The 15,299-nt window shown below is 61.5% G+C and carries 14 protein-coding genes and 1 pseudogene; all 15 read left to right on the forward strand.

Going from position 1 to position 15,299, the window contains the following annotated elements; genetic code table 11:
• Positions 1-325: 325 nt before the first annotated feature.
• A complete protein-coding gene (locus OKC31_RS02770) occupies positions 326-1,894 on the forward strand; it encodes an ExeA family protein (protein ID WP_106842468.1) in 1,569 nt (522 codons plus the stop codon).
• Positions 1,894-2,586: a GspB family T2SS assembly factor variant ExeB gene (gene exeB, locus OKC31_RS02775; protein WP_231720406.1), complete on the forward strand. Its 693-nt coding sequence runs from the start codon at positions 1,894-1,896 to the stop codon at positions 2,584-2,586. Before OKC31_RS02770 ends, exeB begins: the two co-directional genes overlap by 1 nt.
• Before the next feature lie 227 nt (positions 2,587-2,813).
• Positions 2,814-3,647: a GspC family type II secretion system variant ExeC gene (exeC, locus tag OKC31_RS02780; RefSeq protein WP_333563514.1), complete on the forward strand. Its 834-nt coding sequence runs from the start codon at positions 2,814-2,816 to the stop codon at positions 3,645-3,647.
• A 21-nt stretch (positions 3,648-3,668) separates the two neighbouring features.
• Complete coding sequence (gene exeD / locus OKC31_RS02785; RefSeq protein ID WP_270656219.1) at positions 3,669-5,708, forward strand: GspD family T2SS secretin variant ExeD; 2,040 nt, start codon at positions 3,669-3,671, stop codon at positions 5,706-5,708.
• Positions 5,708-7,213, forward strand: coding sequence for a GspE family T2SS ATPase variant ExeE (gene exeE / locus OKC31_RS02790; RefSeq protein ID WP_040065841.1), 1,506 nt, complete (start codon positions 5,708-5,710; stop codon positions 7,211-7,213). Before exeD ends, exeE begins: the two co-directional genes overlap by 1 nt.
• A 1-nt stretch (position 7,214) precedes the next feature.
• Complete coding sequence (gene exeF, locus OKC31_RS02795) at positions 7,215-8,435, forward strand: GspF family T2SS innner membrane protein variant ExeF (protein WP_005338296.1); 1,221 nt, start codon at positions 7,215-7,217, stop codon at positions 8,433-8,435.
• Positions 8,436-8,532: 97 nt separating this feature from the next.
• Positions 8,533-8,964 carry a GspG family T2SS major pseudopilin variant ExeG gene (gene exeG, locus OKC31_RS02800; RefSeq protein ID WP_005338297.1) on the forward strand — a complete coding sequence of 144 codons (432 nt, stop codon included), beginning with the start codon at positions 8,533-8,535 and terminating at the stop codon, positions 8,962-8,964.
• A 38-nt stretch (positions 8,965-9,002) separates the two neighbouring features.
• The gene (exeH, locus tag OKC31_RS02805) at positions 9,003-9,575 is read left to right on the forward strand and encodes a GspH family T2SS minor pseudopilin variant ExeH (RefSeq protein WP_021229088.1); all 573 of its coding nucleotides are present in this window, start codon (positions 9,003-9,005) and stop codon (positions 9,573-9,575) included.
• Positions 9,576-9,657: 82 nt separating this feature from the next.
• Positions 9,658-10,017: a GspI family T2SS minor pseudopilin variant ExeI gene (gene exeI / locus OKC31_RS02810; protein ID WP_058054319.1), complete on the forward strand. Its 360-nt coding sequence runs from the start codon at positions 9,658-9,660 to the stop codon at positions 10,015-10,017.
• A pseudogene (gene gspJ, locus OKC31_RS02815) lies at positions 10,014-10,661 on the forward strand (type II secretion system minor pseudopilin GspJ); the annotation flags it as partial. The gene exeI and the pseudogene gspJ, both read left to right, overlap by 4 nt.
• A 115-nt stretch (positions 10,662-10,776) precedes the next feature.
• Positions 10,777-11,778: a GspK family T2SS minor pseudopilin variant ExeK gene (gene exeK / locus OKC31_RS02820; RefSeq protein ID WP_167557866.1), complete on the forward strand. Its 1,002-nt coding sequence runs from the start codon at positions 10,777-10,779 to the stop codon at positions 11,776-11,778.
• A 122-nt stretch (positions 11,779-11,900) separates the two neighbouring features.
• A complete protein-coding gene (gene exeL / locus OKC31_RS02825) occupies positions 11,901-13,085 on the forward strand; it encodes a GspL family type II secretion system protein ExeL (RefSeq protein ID WP_270656220.1) in 1,185 nt (394 codons plus the stop codon).
• On the forward strand, positions 13,082-13,573 hold the full coding sequence (exeM, locus tag OKC31_RS02830) for a GspM family type II secretion system protein ExeM (RefSeq protein ID WP_005338305.1): 492 nt from the start codon (positions 13,082-13,084) through the stop codon (positions 13,571-13,573). The genes exeL and exeM overlap by 4 nt, the downstream gene beginning before the upstream one ends.
• Entirely contained in the window at positions 13,570-14,337 is a 768-nt protein-coding gene (gene exeN, locus OKC31_RS02835) for a GspN family type II secretion system protein ExeN (RefSeq protein ID WP_270656221.1), read from the forward strand. The genes exeM and exeN overlap by 4 nt, the downstream gene beginning before the upstream one ends.
• Positions 14,338-14,968: 631 nt before the next feature.
• Positions 14,969-15,289: a PTS sugar transporter subunit IIB gene (locus tag OKC31_RS02840; RefSeq protein WP_005350034.1), complete on the forward strand. Its 321-nt coding sequence runs from the start codon at positions 14,969-14,971 to the stop codon at positions 15,287-15,289.
• Positions 15,290-15,299: the final 10 nt, after the last annotated feature.

The following is a 15,299-nucleotide window of genomic DNA, read 5'->3' on the forward strand; positions in this document are numbered from 1 at the left end:
AAGTACATGCCGACCAGCTTGCCCTGATGGCTGACAGGGCAACCGGCGTCATAAATTGTACACAAACAGGTCTGACCATGGCCGACTCAGCACCATGCTGACGGCCTTTGCCACGCCGTCCCCATATTGATATTTCCCTTTATTTACAGCTATTTTTTGTCATTTTGTGATCCGGATTCGTGCCGATGACGCAACCGGGATCACAAGATGGCAGGAAAAGGCCGCAATTTGCCCTCCGGCGCCAATGATGGCTTCCAATGAAAGCGAGGTTTGCTATCATCCGGAGACATTTTTCATCTGTCGCCGGCTACAAAAGAATACCCTCATGTACACACAGTTCTTCGGCCTCTCGGAACACCCGTTTTCCATCTCGCCCAATCCCAAGTACCTCTATATGAGCGAGCGCCACGGCGAAGCCCTTGCTCATCTCAACTATGGATTGCAGGATGGCGGCGGCTTTGTGCTGCTGACCGGCGAAGTGGGCACTGGCAAAACCACCGTCTCCCGCTGCCTGCTGCAACAGCTCCCCGCCGAGACCGAGATCGCCTACATCCTCAACCCCTCCCTGACCGAACGGGATCTGCTGGCCGCCATCTGCGACGAGTTTCAACTCCCCTATCCCGATGATGCCGGGATCAAGCGGCTGTTCGACCTTATTCGCGATCACCTGCTGGCCAACCTGGCGGCAGGCAAGCGCAGCGTGGTACTGGTGGATGAGGCGCAGCACCTGCTGCCCGGCGTACTGGAGCAGCTGCGTCTGCTCACCAACCTCGAAACCGACGAACGAAAACTGCTGCAAGTGGTGCTGATCGGTCAGCCCGAGCTGCAACAGATGCTGCGCCAACCCCTGCTGCGTCAGCTGGCCCAGCGCATTACCGCCCGCTATCACCTGCTGCCGCTCTCTCACAGCGATGTGGATGCCTACGTCCGCTTCCGGCTGCAAGTTGCAGGCTGCGTACAACCCATCTTTACCCCGCGCGCCATCAAGACGCTTCATCGCCTGAGTGGCGGCATCCCCCGTTTCATCAACCTCATCTGTGACCGCGCCCTGATCGCCGCTTTCGCCCGTGGCAGCTACAAGATTGTCCACAGCGATATCAGCCAGGCCGCCTTCGAGGTCAATGGCGTTCGGGACGAAGGAAGCTGGGCCTCCGGTCTGATGGTGACGCTGGCGGGCGCCCTGCTGGTGGCAGCAGGCTGGTGGGGCTGGCAATTTTTCGGCGTGTTCCCTACCCGTCCGGTAGTCAAGGTCGAGGTGCCGGTCACCATCGACGAGACCGCCGAGCAGCAGGAGCAGCTGACCGAGGCAATCAATCAGGCCATCGACCCCGACAGCGCCATGCAGAATCTCTATCGGGTCTGGGGTTATGAACCGGAACCGTTCGAAGCAACCTGCGATAACGCCCCCCGTGCCGGTCTGCGCTGTCAGGAGGGAGAGGCAAGCCTCGACGAGCTGCGCGCCCTGCAGTATCCCGCCATGATCACGCTCACTGACCAGACTGGCGGCCTCTACTACGCGACCCTGGTCAATCTGGGGCCGAACAAGGCCAGCCTGATGATCGGCGACCAGAGCTGGCAGGTGGATCGCCAGTGGCTCAGCGACAACTGGGGCGGCAGCTACACCCTGCTCTGGCGCATGCCGAAAGGGGGCGTCAGCCTGATCGCCAGCAATGCCGGTCAGACCCAGATCCAGTGGCTCGACAATGCCCTGAGCCGTGCGCTGCAACAACCCGAACGCAAGGTGCGCCGCTTCGATGGCGAGCTCAAGAACAAGCTGCAGCAGTTCCAGCGGGATCAGGGGCTCACCCCTGATGGCATCGCGGGCAGCAACACCCTGCTGCGTCTCAACGCCCTCTCCGGTGAACCCATGCCCAGACTGGAGGAGGCCTCCTGATGTCTACCCTGCTCAAGGCGCTGCGCCGGGCGCAGCAACCGCAACTATCTGCCCATATACCGGCCATGGGCTTGCCCATGCCCCGGGAAGAGGAGCGCAGCCCACACCGCATCGGCTGGCTGCTGGCTCCCCTTGCCCTGTTGCTGGGGGCGGGTGCCAACTATGGCTGGCATCTGATCCACCTGCGCCCCATCGAGGAGAAGGTGGAGGTGAAAGAGGTGATCACCCCGCCCTTCGTGCGGGTCGAACCCAAGGCAATGGTGACCCGTCCGCTGCCCCCGCCCCTGCCGGAGCCGGTGGTCCAACCCAGAGCAGTGGCCAAAAACGAAGGGCCCAGTCAGGGGAATACCCCCGCGCTGAGTCTGGCCGAGCAGCTGATGAAAGCTCTCAATGAAACCCCATTGCAGGAGACGCCACACACCGCCAGCCAGAACGTGCAACCAGCCCAGTTGATGGCGCTGGGCTCGGCGCCCCAGTCGGTGCGCCAGCAGGTACCGCAATTGAGCTATGGCTCTCATGTGTTCTCCTCCAACCCCGCCAAGCGCGCCGTGGTGCTCAATGGCCGGGAATACCGGGAGGGGAGCGAAATCGCCCCGGGAGTCGTGCTCGCCACCATCGACCAGCAATACATAGTGCTGCAGGTCGCCGGACAGAGCGTGACCCTCAAGGCGCTGCAGGATTGGCGAGGATGAGTACGCACCGTACCCTGATGTTTGCTGGCATGCAGGATGCACCTCACCTGATCGCCACTTTTGTGAGCATTCAAAGGTTTACGGTGTGATGAAATATCCATTTTTACGGTTTGGCGCGCCCCGACCCGTTGTGTCACAGCCACTGGCCGTACACAATACGCAGCCGCCCCAGAGCCTGGAATTTGTTGATTAATATGACGCTACGATTCAGGGATGACATCTTGACCATGCTGCTGGCCCAGTGCCGGCGGCTTCCCATGACCAGAGTCACCCAGGTGGCCTTTCTGGCGCTGCTGATCATGCTGGCCCAGCAGAGCGCCGCCCTCACCTGGCGTCTGCTCACCCTGGCAAGCCCGCAAACCAGCCAACCGTGGCAACCCTCCGCCGTGGCGGTCAACGGCCAGAGCAACCCGCGCCTTGAACTGGGCGAGGTGAGCCGACTGGCACTTTTTGGCAAGGCGATCCCCAAGGCGCAAGCCAAAGCCGCCGTGGCCGCCAATGCGCCGCGTACCCAGCTCAATGCCCAGCTCAACGGGGTGTTGGCAAGCTCAGATCCCGCCAAATCCATCGCCATCATCGCCATGTCCGGTATCCAGAACTCCTACGGGGTCGGTGACATGATTGACGGCACCCAGGCGCGGATCCGGCAGGTCTATCCGGATCGGGTGATCATCGAGCGGGATGGCCGCGACGAGACCCTGATGCTGGATGGCGAGGAGTATGGCAAGCCGCTGCCGCAGACCAACTCCGCCCCCCTTGGCTCCCTGCGCAGCGAGCTGATGGCCGATCCGGGCAAGATCACTGATTACCTCAATATTTCACCGGTTCAGGTGGATGGCCGCATGACCGGTTATCGCCTCAATCCGGGCAGCAATCCTGAGTTTTTCAACCAGAGCGGGCTGCAGGCCAATGACCTGGCCATCAGCATCAACGGGCTGGATTTACGGGACAACATGCAAGCCATGCAGGCGATGCAGCAGATGGCTGGCGCAACGGAAATGACAGTGACCGTCGAGCGACAGGGCGAACAGTTCGACATCTATGTGCGCTTGTCAGAATAATGATTTGGAGTCGTACCAATAATGACCACTAAAGGGAAAAGCTGGCGTCTGGCCACTATCGCAGCGGCACTGATGATGGCGGGCTCAGCCTGGGCCACCGAATACTCTGCCAGTTTCAAGAACGCCGACATTGAAGAGTTCATCAATACGGTGGGCAAGAACCTCAATAAAACCATCATCATAGAGCCATCGGTACGCGGCAAGATCAACGTGCGCAGCTACGACCTGCTCAATGAGGAGCAGTACTACCAGTTCTTCCTGAGCGTGCTCGACGTCTACGGCTTTGCCGTGGTGCCGATGGATAACGGGGTGCTCAAGGTGCTGCGCTCGCGGGATGCCAAGACCTCCGCCATTCCGGTGGTGGATGGCAGCAACCCGGGCATGGGCGACGAGATGGTGACCCGGGTCGTTCCGGTGCGCAACGTCTCGGTCCGTGAACTGGCGCCGCTGCTGCGCCAGCTCAACGACAACGCCGGTGGTGGCAACGTGGTGCACTACGAGCCCTCCAACGTGCTGCTGATCACCGGCCGCGCCGCCGTGGTCAACCGTCTGGTGGAGGTGGTGAACCGGGTCGACCGCGCAGGCGATCAGGATGTGGACATCATCAAGCTCAAGTTCGCCTCGGCGGGTGAAATGGTGCGGCTGGTGACCAATCTCAACAAGGATGGCAACCCACAGGGCGGCACCGCCTCCCTGCTGCTCTCCCCCAAGGTGGTGGCCGACGAGCGCACCAACTCTGTGGTGGTGAGTGGTGAGCCGAAAGCGCGCGCCCGCATCATCCAGATGGTGCGCCAGCTCGACCGCGACCTGCAAAGCCAGGGCAACACCCGGGTCTTTTACCTCAAATATGGCAAGGCCAAAGACATGGTCGAGGTGCTCAAAGGGGTCAGCTCCAGCATCGAGGCCGACAAGAAGGGCGGCGGCGCAACCACAGGTGGCGCCAGCATCGGCGGTGGCAAGCTGGCCATCTCCGCTGACGAGACCACCAATGCGCTGGTCATCACCGCCCAGCCGGACGTGATGTCAGAACTGGAGCAGGTGGTGGCCAAGCTCGATATCCGCCGCGCCCAGGTGCTGGTGGAGGCGATCATCGTCGAGATGCAGGATGGCGACGGCCTCAGCCTTGGCGTCCAGTGGGGCAATGCCAACGGCGGTGGCGCCCAGTTCACCAACTCAGGGCTGCCTCTCGGCAGCGCCATTGCGGCGGGCAAGGATTACCAGAATGGCAAGACCGACACCGCTGCCGGTCTGCTGAAAGAGTTCAACGGCATGGCCGCCGGTTTCTATCACGGCGACTGGGCCATGCTGGCCACGGCGCTGGCCTCCAATACCAAGAACGATATTCTCTCCACCCCGAGTATCGTCACCATGGATAACAAGGAGGCCTCCTTCAACGTCGGTCAGGAGGTCCCGGTCCAGAGCGGTTCGCAAAGCTCCACCACCAGCGATCAGGTGTTCAACACCATCGAGCGCAAGACGGTGGGCACCAAGCTGGTGGTGACCCCGCAGATCAACGAAGGGGATTCGGTGCTGCTCAATATCGAGCAGGAGGTCTCCAGCGTCGCCCAGACCCAGGCAACCGGTACTGCCAACCTTGGCCCCACTTTCGATACCCGTACCGTCAAGAACGCGGTGCTGGTCAAAAGCGGCGAAACCGTGGTGCTGGGCGGTTTGATGGACGAACAGACCAAGGAGCAAGTCTCCAAGGTGCCCTTGCTGGGCGATATCCCGGTGCTGGGCTATCTGTTCCGCTCTACCTCCAACACCACCTCCAAGCGCAACCTGATGGTCTTTATCCGGCCAACCATCTTGCGTGATGCGGACGTCTATACCGGTGTCTCCAGCAACAAATACAGCCTGTTCCGCGCCGAGCAGCTCAATGCCGCCTCGCAGGAGGGGTATCTCACCTCCCCCGCCCGTCAGGTATTACCTGCCTATGGCCAGGATGTGATGGTGTCGCCCGAGCTGCAAAAAGAGATCCAGAAGCAGATCAACGAGATGCGGAGCAGACAGCAAAGCACTGTCGAGACCACCACCCCGTTTGTGCAGAGTAAGCCCTGATGAGTGCCTACCATCTGGATGGAAGCGCCGGGCCTGCGCCACTGCCCGAGCTCCCCTTTGTCTTTGCCCGCAATTTCGGGGTGATCCTGATTGAGCGGGACGGCGCCCCCGTGCTGCAGTGCCGCCCCGGTGTCACCCCGCAAGCCCTGCTGGAAGTACGGCGGGTAGCGGGTTGCAGCTTCGCGGTGGAGCAGCTCGACAACGAGGCCTTCGAAGAGCTGCTGATGGCTCACTACCAGCGAGACTCCTCCGAAGCGCGCCAGCTGATGGAAGATCTCGGCAACGAGATGGACTTCTTCGCCCTGGCCGAAGAGCTGCCCCAGAGCGAAGATCTGCTGGATGCCGATGACGACGCCCCCATCATTCGCCTCATCAACGCCATGTTGAGCGAGGCGATCAAGGAGGAGGCCTCCGATATTCATATCGAGACCTTCGAGCGGGCACTGGTCATTCGTTTTCGCATCGACGGGGTGCTGCGGGAGATCCTGCGCCCCCATCGCAAGCTGGCCTCACTGCTGGTCTCGCGGATCAAGGTGATGTCGCGGATGGATATCGCCGAGAAGCGGGTACCGCAGGATGGCCGTATCTCGTTGCGTATCGGCGGTCGCGCCGTCGACGTGCGGGTGTCCACCATGCCGTCCAGCTACGGCGAGCGGGTGGTATTGCGTCTGCTCGACAAAAACAACGTGCGCCTCGAGCTCAAGCAGCTGGGGATGACCGCGGCCAACCGCACCATCATCAGCGAACTCATTCGCAAGCCCCACGGCATTATTCTGGTCACCGGCCCGACCGGTTCCGGTAAATCCACCACCCTCTATGCGGCGCTGTCTGAAATCAACTCGCGGGATCGCAACATCCTGACGGTGGAAGATCCCATCGAATATGACCTCGAAGGGGTGGGCCAGACCCAGGTCAACACCAAGGTGGACATGACCTTCGCCCGCGGCCTGCGCGCCATCCTGCGTCAGGATCCGGATGTGGTGATGGTGGGGGAAATTCGAGATCTGGAAACCGCCCAGATCGCGGTACAGGCGTCGCTGACCGGTCACCTGGTGATGTCGACCCTGCACACCAACACCGCCATCGGCGCTATCACCCGGATGCGGGACATGGGGATCGAGCCCTTCCTGCTCTCCTCGTCCTTGCTGGCGGTACTGGCCCAGCGGCTGGTGCGCACCCTCTGCCCCGATTGCCGCGCCCCGCGTCCCATCACCGAGCAGGAGCGCCTCGCCATGGGCATCGAGCTGGCTCCCGATCAGCAGGTGTGGCGTCCGGTCGGGTGCGAGCTGTGCAACCACACCGGCTACCGTGGCCGGACCGGTATCCACGAGCTGGTGGTGATCGACGAAGCTGTGCGTGAAGCCATTCACAGTGCCAGCGGCGAGCTCGCCATCGAGCGGCTGATCCGCGGCCACACCCCCAGCATCCGCCGTGACGGCATCGACAAGGTGCTCAAGGGGCAAACCAGCCTCGAAGAGGTGCTGCGCGTGACCCGGGAAGATTGAGATGGCGGCATTCGAATACAAGGCCCTCGACAACAAGGGGCGCAGCAAGAGCGGCGTGATGGAGGGGGATTCCGCCCGTCAGGTACGCCAGTTGCTGCGCGAGCAGGGGCTCACTCCCCTCGAGGTGAACGAGACCACCGAGAAGGCGAAACGGGAAGCGACCCGCTTCGCCCTGTTTCGGCGCGGTGCCAGCACTGCCGAGCTGGCCCTGATCACTCGCCAGCTGGCGACCCTGGTGGGGGCCGGTCTCACCATCGAAGAGGCGCTCAAAGCTGTAGCCGAGCAGTGCGAAAAGGCCCACTTGCGCTCTCTGGTGGCGACCGTGCGCAGCAAGGTGGTGGAAGGCTATTCGCTGGCCGACTCGCTGGGGGCTTTTCCCCATGTGTTCGACCAGCTGTTTCGCTCCATGGTGGCGGCCGGTGAAAAGTCGGGTCATCTGGAGAAAGTGCTCAACCGCCTCGCCGACTACACCGAGCAGCGCCAGCATATGCGTACCAAGCTGCTGCAGGCGATGATCTACCCCATAGTGCTCACCTGCGTCGCCATTGGGGTTATCTCGATCCTGCTTACCGCGGTGGTACCCAAGGTGGTGGCCCAGTTTGAACACATGGGCCAGCAGTTGCCGGGCACCACCCGCTTTCTCATCGGTACCAGCGAACTGATGCAGGCCTACGGCCTCTGGTTCCTGCTGCTGATATTCCTTGGCAGCTTTGTCTGGCGCTGGTGGCTCACCGATGAAAAGCGTCGCCGACGCTGGCATCAGGTGCTGCTCGGCCTGCCGGTGATTGGCCGGGTCAGCCGTGGTCTCAACACCGCCCGCTTCGCTCGCACGTTAAGCATCCTCAATGCCAGTGCGGTGCCGCTGCTGGAGGGGATGAAGATCTCCGGCGAAGTGCTCTCCAACGACTTTGCCAGAATGCGCATTCTCGAGGCCGCCGAACGGGTGCGCGAGGGGACCAGTCTGCGCAAGTCGCTAACCGAGACCAAGATTTTCCCGCCCATGATGCTGCACATGATCGCCTCCGGCGAGCAGAGCGGCGAACTCGACAGCATGCTGGAGCGGGCGGCAGACAACCAGGATCGGGAGTTTGAATCCCAGGTCAATATCGCCCTCGGGGTGTTCGAACCCATGCTGGTGGTCTCCATGGCCGGGGTGGTGCTGTTTATCGTGATGTCGATCCTGCAGCCGATCCTCGAGCTCAACAATATGGTGAATATGTAAGTTTCCGGCGTTCGATAGCCCCGCTGGCGGCCCGTCGAACCCACCCAGTGATCACTCTCTGATGGGCCATCCCATCTCATTCGTTACGGAGCAACTCATGAACAAACGTCGTCAATCCGGTTTTACCCTGCTGGAAGTCATGGTGGTCATCGTGATCCTCGGCATTCTGGCCAGTCTGGTGGTGCCCAACCTGATGGGCAATAAGGAGAAGGCTGACCAGCAGAAAGCGGTCTCCGATATCGTGGCGCTGGAAAACGCCCTCGACATGTACAAGCTGGACAACAACCGCTACCCGACCACAGAACAGGGTCTGGACGCGCTGGTGACCAAGCCTTCTATCGATCCGGCGCCGCGCAGCTACCGCGATGGCGGCTACATTAAACGCCTGCCGCAAGATCCCTGGGGCAACCCGTACCAGCTGCTGAGCCCGGGCCAGTTCGGCAAGATCGACATCTTCTCCATGGGTCTGGATGGTGAAGCCGGTACCGATGATGACATCGGCAACTGGAACTTGAAGGATTTCCAATAAGTGATATGTCGCCACCGCACTCCTTGTGAGCTGACTGCATGAAGCGCTCTCTCTCCTTTCATCGTCAATCCGGCTTTACCCTGCTGGAGGTGCTGCTCGTTGCCATGCTGATGGGGCTGGTGGCCACCGCCGTCACCCTCAGCATGGGAGGAGCCAAAGGAGATCGGGAGCTGGACAAGCAGGCGCGCCGCCTGATGGCGACGCTGCAGCTGGCGCAGGAGTATGCGGTGATGGATGGTCGGCTGGTGGGCATTCGTATCGAGGATAACGGCTGGCAGTTTATGCAGCGTCAGGCCAAGGATCGCAAGTGGCTGGCCCTGACTGGCGACAAGCAACTTGGGCCGGTGCAACTGGCCGAGAACATGACGCTGACACTGGAGCTGGAAGGCTTTGGCTGGCAGCCGGACTCCGACGAGAAAACCGAACAGAAGCGCGACGAGAAGGAGCGCACACCACAGCTGCTGATCTTCCCGGGCGGCGAGCTGAGCCCGTTCGTGCTCACCTTCACCCAGCAGGATGAGGATGCCCGCTACACCCGCATCGTCAAAGGAGACGAGTTCGGCCGCCTCACCCTGCTCACCGGCGATGAAGATGAAGAGGTGAGCGAATGAACGCCCGCGGCATGATGTTGTTTGAGAAAGGTGTGATGGTAGCGCGACTGCTGTGCCAACCACATCCTCAACAGGTGGCACGATGAACTCCCGCGGCATGACCTTACTCGAAGTGATGGTGGCGCTGGCGGTCTTTGCCATCGCGGGTCTCGCGGTAATGAAAACCGCCAGCGAACACCTCTCGGCCCTCAACTATCTGGAGCAGAAGACCCTTGCCACCTGGGTGGTAGAGAACCAGCTGGTGCAACAGAAGCTCGAGAACAAGTGGCCCGGCGACAGCTGGGTGGAAGGGGATGAGCAGATGGCTGGCAGCACCTGGTACTGGCGCTATCGCGGCGTCGCCACCGCCGACAACAACTTCCGGGCGCTCGATATGGAAGTGCGTACCGAGGCCAAGGCCGAGAACCCGGTCGCCATGATGCGGACCTATATCAGCCGATGACCCAGCACGTTGCCCGCACGCCTCGCCCCGTCCATCACGCAGGTTTCACCCTGCTCGAAATGCTGGTGGCGATCGCCATCTTCGCCACTCTCAGCATGGGCGCCTATCAGGTGCTGCAGGGGGTGCTCACCAGCGATGAGGTAGCCAAGCGCAAGGAGGCCCGCCTCAACGAATTGCAGCTCGCCTCCACCCTGCTGGAGCGAGACATCACCCAGATGGTGCCGCGCAGCGGTCGCATCGAGGGGGAGAACAACAAGGTGCTGCTGGCGGCCTCCCGGTTCGGCCAGCAGAGCGATGACTGGGGCATGGCCTTTATGCGCAGCGGCTGGCTCAACCCGGACGGCATGCTGCCCCGCTCCCATCTGCAGCGGGTCGGCTGGCGCCTCAAGGATCAGAAGTTGGAGCGCCTGAGCTATCTCTATCCGGATCCGGTGATCGGCACCGAGCCGCGCATCCAGCCGGTGCTGGCAGGGGTCACGGCGTTTCGCCTCTACTTCTTCGACAAGGGCAACTGGAAAGAGGAGTGGACCCAGCGCAGCGTGCTGCCCCACGGGCTGGCAGTGGAGCTGGATCTGGAAGATTACGGCACCATTCGCCGCCAGTTCCTGATTGGTGCCGGCGGCCAGCGCGCCGAAGAGAACAGCCAGAGCAGCAACCCCGACCAAGGGGGTGGCAGCAACAGCAACAACAACGGGAACAGTGGCGGCAACGGCAATACCAATGGCGGTAATGGTGACAGCCAGAACGGAGGGGGCGCCAATGCGGGCTAATCTCGCCGCCCCCGGTCGCCAGCGCGGCATGGCGCTGCTGGTGGTGCTGCTGATCCTCTCGGTGATGGTGATCATCGCCAGCAATATGAGCGGCCGCCTGCAGCTTGAGCTGCGCCGCACCGCCAACATCACCACAGGCAAACAGGCATGGTGGTATGCCCTCTCGGCGGAAGCGCTGGTGAGCAAGGTGCTGACGCAGGATTTCAAGGACAACCCCGAGGTGGTCAACCTCAGCCAGAACTGGGCCCGCAAGAACACTGTGTTTCCGGTGGACGATGGCCAGCTCAAGGGCGAGGTGACCGACCTGCAATCCTGCTTCAACCTCAACAGCCTGAGCGTGGCCTCCAAGGCGGGGAGCGGCGAGGAGCTGGCGCAGCAGCCCTATCCGGTGCAGGTGTTTCGCGAACTGCTCAAACAGCTGGCGATGGATGATTACGAGGCAGCCCAGCTCACCGATGCCATCCGTGACTGGACTGACAAGGATACGGTGCTGGTCTCCAGCCTTGGCGCAGAGGACGCCTATTACGAGGGGCTCAAGCCACCCTATCTGACCGCCAATCAGTGGATGCTGGGCAAGGATGAGCTGAGGGCGGTGCGCGGGGTGACAGCCAGGGTCTATGCCAAGCTGGCCCCCTATGTCTGCACCCTGCCCAACGACAAGTTGAAGATCAATATCAATACCCTTGCCCCCCAGCGCCCCGAGCTGCTGGTCGCCCTCTATCTGGGCACTATCGGGCTGGATGACGCCAAGCGAGTACTGAACGAGCGGCCACAGAAGGGGTGGAAAGAGAGCAAGCTGATGACAGACATGCTCGCTCCGGTCGATGCGGTGAAAGGGCTGAAAGAGGCGCTGGCGGTCAAAAGCGACTTCTTCGAAGCCCGAGTCGTGGCCGAGGTCGGCGATAACCGGGCCTGGCTCGAAACCCTGTTCCAGCGGGGCAAGGACAACAAACTGGTGATGCTGCGCCGCCTCAGTAGCGGCGCCGAATAAACAGCGCACCTGCAGGCCATCGCCCGCGGGTACGAGAGATGTTGGATGCAGCCTGCGGGCTGCGCACCGGTTGCCTGGGCGCACAACGCCCTTTGCAAACCGGTATCGCAGGAGAGAGATGCGTGAGCGAAAGTCTGGTCATCCGACTGGGGACCAATAAACAACAACCCGTAGCCTGGCTGGTCTGGTCCGGTCAGGAGCAGGAGATCATCGCCTCCGGCACCCTACCTTCGGCCGATGCCCTGGGCGAGCTGCAGGAGCGGGCCGGTGGCCGCCCCGTGGTCACCCTGGTGCCGGGCAGCGATCTGATCTTCCGGCGCGTCATCCTGCCGGGTCGCTACAACCGCCAGTCGGCGGCGGCCCTCCCCTACCTGCTGGAGGAGCAGATCGCCTCCGACGTGGACGAGCTCCATCTGGTGGTGCTGGCCCACGAAGGGCAACAGGTCGACCTGATGGCGGTGGATCGGCAGAAGATGGCCGAGTGGCTTGGCTGGCTCGATGCCGCCGGCCTCAAGAGCCTGCAACTGCTGCCCGATGTGCTGGCGCTGCCACAGGCCGCTGATGGCTGGTCTGCCCTGCAACTCGGCAATGAGTGGCTGGTACGCCAGGGCCCCTGTCAGGGGATCGTCGCCGACGAACCGCTGCTGGCCATCTTGCTGGCAACCGAAGCGGAGCCGGTCACCATCCACAGCCACACACCGGTGCCCGCCATTGCCGCCGCCAACTGGCAGGCGGCGGAGCCTGAACTCCCCATGCTGCTGCTGGCCAAAGGGGCCCTCACCTGCCGGGCCAACCTGCTGACCGGCCCCTACCGGCCGCAGACCGAATATGCCCGCTACTGGTTGCAGTGGCGCAAGGTAGCCATCACCGCCGGTCTGTTGCTGCTGGTGGCCCTCGGCCAGCGCGGGGTGCAACTCTATCAGCTCACCGAGCAGGACAAGGCGCTGAAAGCGGAGATCCGTGCCGTCTATACCCGCATCTTTCCGGGTGAGAGCCGCATCGTGAACGTGCGCAGCCAGATGAACCAGCATCTGCAACAGATGGGACAAGCCCCGCAAAACGGCGTGCTGCTGATGCTCACCGAGCTGGCCCCCACCTTTGCCGAAGTCCCAGGCCTCAAGCCGCAGGTGATGCGCTTTGATGCCAGTCGCCGCGAGCTGAGGCTGCAGGTGACCGCCCCAGGCTTTGCCGAGATCGAGCGGTTCCGTGAGCTGGCCGGCAAGCAATTCGAGGTACAGCAAGGCGAGGTGCGCAGCACCGAGGGCAAGGTAGAGGGCGCACTGGTGCTCAAGGGTAAATCATCATGATGGAAAAATTGCAGAGCTGGTGGCACGGCATCACAGCACGGGAACAGCGGCTGGTGGTCGCAGGCGGCGTTCTGCTGCTGGTTGGTCTCTTCTACTGGAGCGTCTGGCAGCCCATCGCCAACCGCATCGCGGAGCGGGAGCGGCAGGTGCAAAACCAGCAGCAGACCCTCGCCTGGCTCAAGGAGAAGGGTGAAGAGGTGCTGGCCATGCAGGGTGGCTCGGGTCGCCAGATCGATACCAGCGGCACCCTGGAAGGGGTGGTCAACCGCACCGCCTTCAACCACAAGATCAAGATTGCCCGGCTGCAACCCCAGGCGCAGGAGCTGCAAGTGTGGATCGACACGGTCCAGTTCGATGACTTGCTGCTCTGGCTCTCCACTCTGGTGGAGCAGCACGGCATTCAGGTTCAAATCATCGAGATCGCCCGCGAGGATCTGGCCCCGGGTCTGGTCAAGGTCAGACGTTTGCAGTTGAGTCGTCCACAATGAAAAAACGCATCCTGATTGCCAGCCTGTTTCTGGCCGCCTATCTGCTCTTCCTGCTGGCCACCCTGCCCGCGGCACTGGTGGCTCGCCATCTGCCGCTGCCTGCCAACGTCGCCAGTCTGCTGAAACTGGAAGGGGTGAGCGGCACCCTCTGGAGTGGCCAGATTGCCCGACTGCAATATGCCAGCGAATCGGTGAACCAGCTACGCTGGGATCTCAACGGCTGGTCGCTGCTGCGCTTCGCCCCCGAAGTGGCTATTCGCTTTGGCGATCGCAACGGGCTGAACGGTCAGGGCGTTGTCGGCTGGAATGGTACCGCCTTCGGCCGGGATCTGACCCTCAACGCCCCCGCCCCCTGGTTGCTGAGCCGGGTGCCGATGCGCCTGCCGATCCCGCTCACCGTCAGCGGCCAGCTGCAGCTCAAAGTGGAGCAGTTTGCCCAGGGCAACCCCTGGTGTGACAACCTCTACGGCAACCTCGACTGGTACAACGCCAGCGCCGATACCCCGGCGGGCAAGCTGGATCTGGCCGACCCCGAGGTGAAGCTCACCTGCCTCGACTCCAAACTGGTGGCCGAACTCAAGCAGGGCTCGGATGCGGTGCAGACCATGGGTCGCCTCGAGCTGCAACCTAATGGCCAATACCTGTTCCAGGGCACCCTGAAACCGGGCCCGGCACTGCCACCGCAGATGCAGCAAGGGCTCCCCTTCCTCGGCCAGCCCGACAGTCAGGGCCGCTTCCCCCTGCGCTATCAGGGGCGGATCTAAGCCCCTATCCCGCTGACCCCGGAGCCACTCCGGGGTCAGCTTGTTTATCCCTTTGTGCCTTCTCCTCTCACTGCACTGACCCCCTCAGCCCTTACTCATTTAACTCTGACGTACCGCCACATCCCCTGCAAGAGTGTCTGATCCCCCTCTCTTTCAACCCGCTCTGCGCAGCAACAACCAGCCTCACTCGTCAATCCACCTGCCGCAAATGGTCAATGAGCACACACCTTGCTCAAAAAGTGGCAACTCGCCATAGCCAAATTAAATATCAATAAGATTGCATCATTTGATAAATGTGAGCTGTCACCCGTTATTGATCTTTTCCAGCCACATTACAGCCGCCCACAAAAGCATAAAAATAACTAACTGAAAAATAACGATTAAAAAATAAAACCATCCTCTTCACGCCCCATTCAATCTCATTTCCTTTGTGCCAACCCATCAGAAATGTGAGCAACGGCAAAACAACAGGTCAACCAGAGACTATTGATAAAAACATCGAAATACCAGATGGAACCCAGAGGCCGATACAATGAAGTCAATTTGAGATGATTGATGTGTCTAGATAACACAACAGGCAACCATCTCGACCGATCTGTTCATTTGGTTTTCAAGCGTTGAGGGAAGGGTTATGGAAAAGAAGCGTATCTACCTGTTTTGCTCTGCCGGGATGTCCACTTCACTGCTGGTTTCAAAGATGAAGGCGCAGGCAGAAAAATATGATGTGCCGGTGCTGATCGATGCCTATCCGGAGACCCTGGCTGGCGAGAAGGGACAGGATGCCGATTTGGTGCTGCTGGGCCCGCAAATCGCCTACATGCTGCCGGAGATCCAGCAGCAACTGCCGGGCAAGCCGGTCGAGGTGATCGACACCCTGCTCTACGGCAAGGTCGATGGCCTCGGCGTACTGAAGGCGGCGGTAGCCTCCATCAAGAAGAGCCTCGCGCAGTAAGGAGATCCCT

Source organism: Aeromonas sp. Y293-4 (genome assembly GCF_027705905.1).
In the GTDB taxonomy this organism is placed as follows: Bacteria; Pseudomonadota; Gammaproteobacteria; order Enterobacterales; family Aeromonadaceae; genus Aeromonas; species Aeromonas veronii.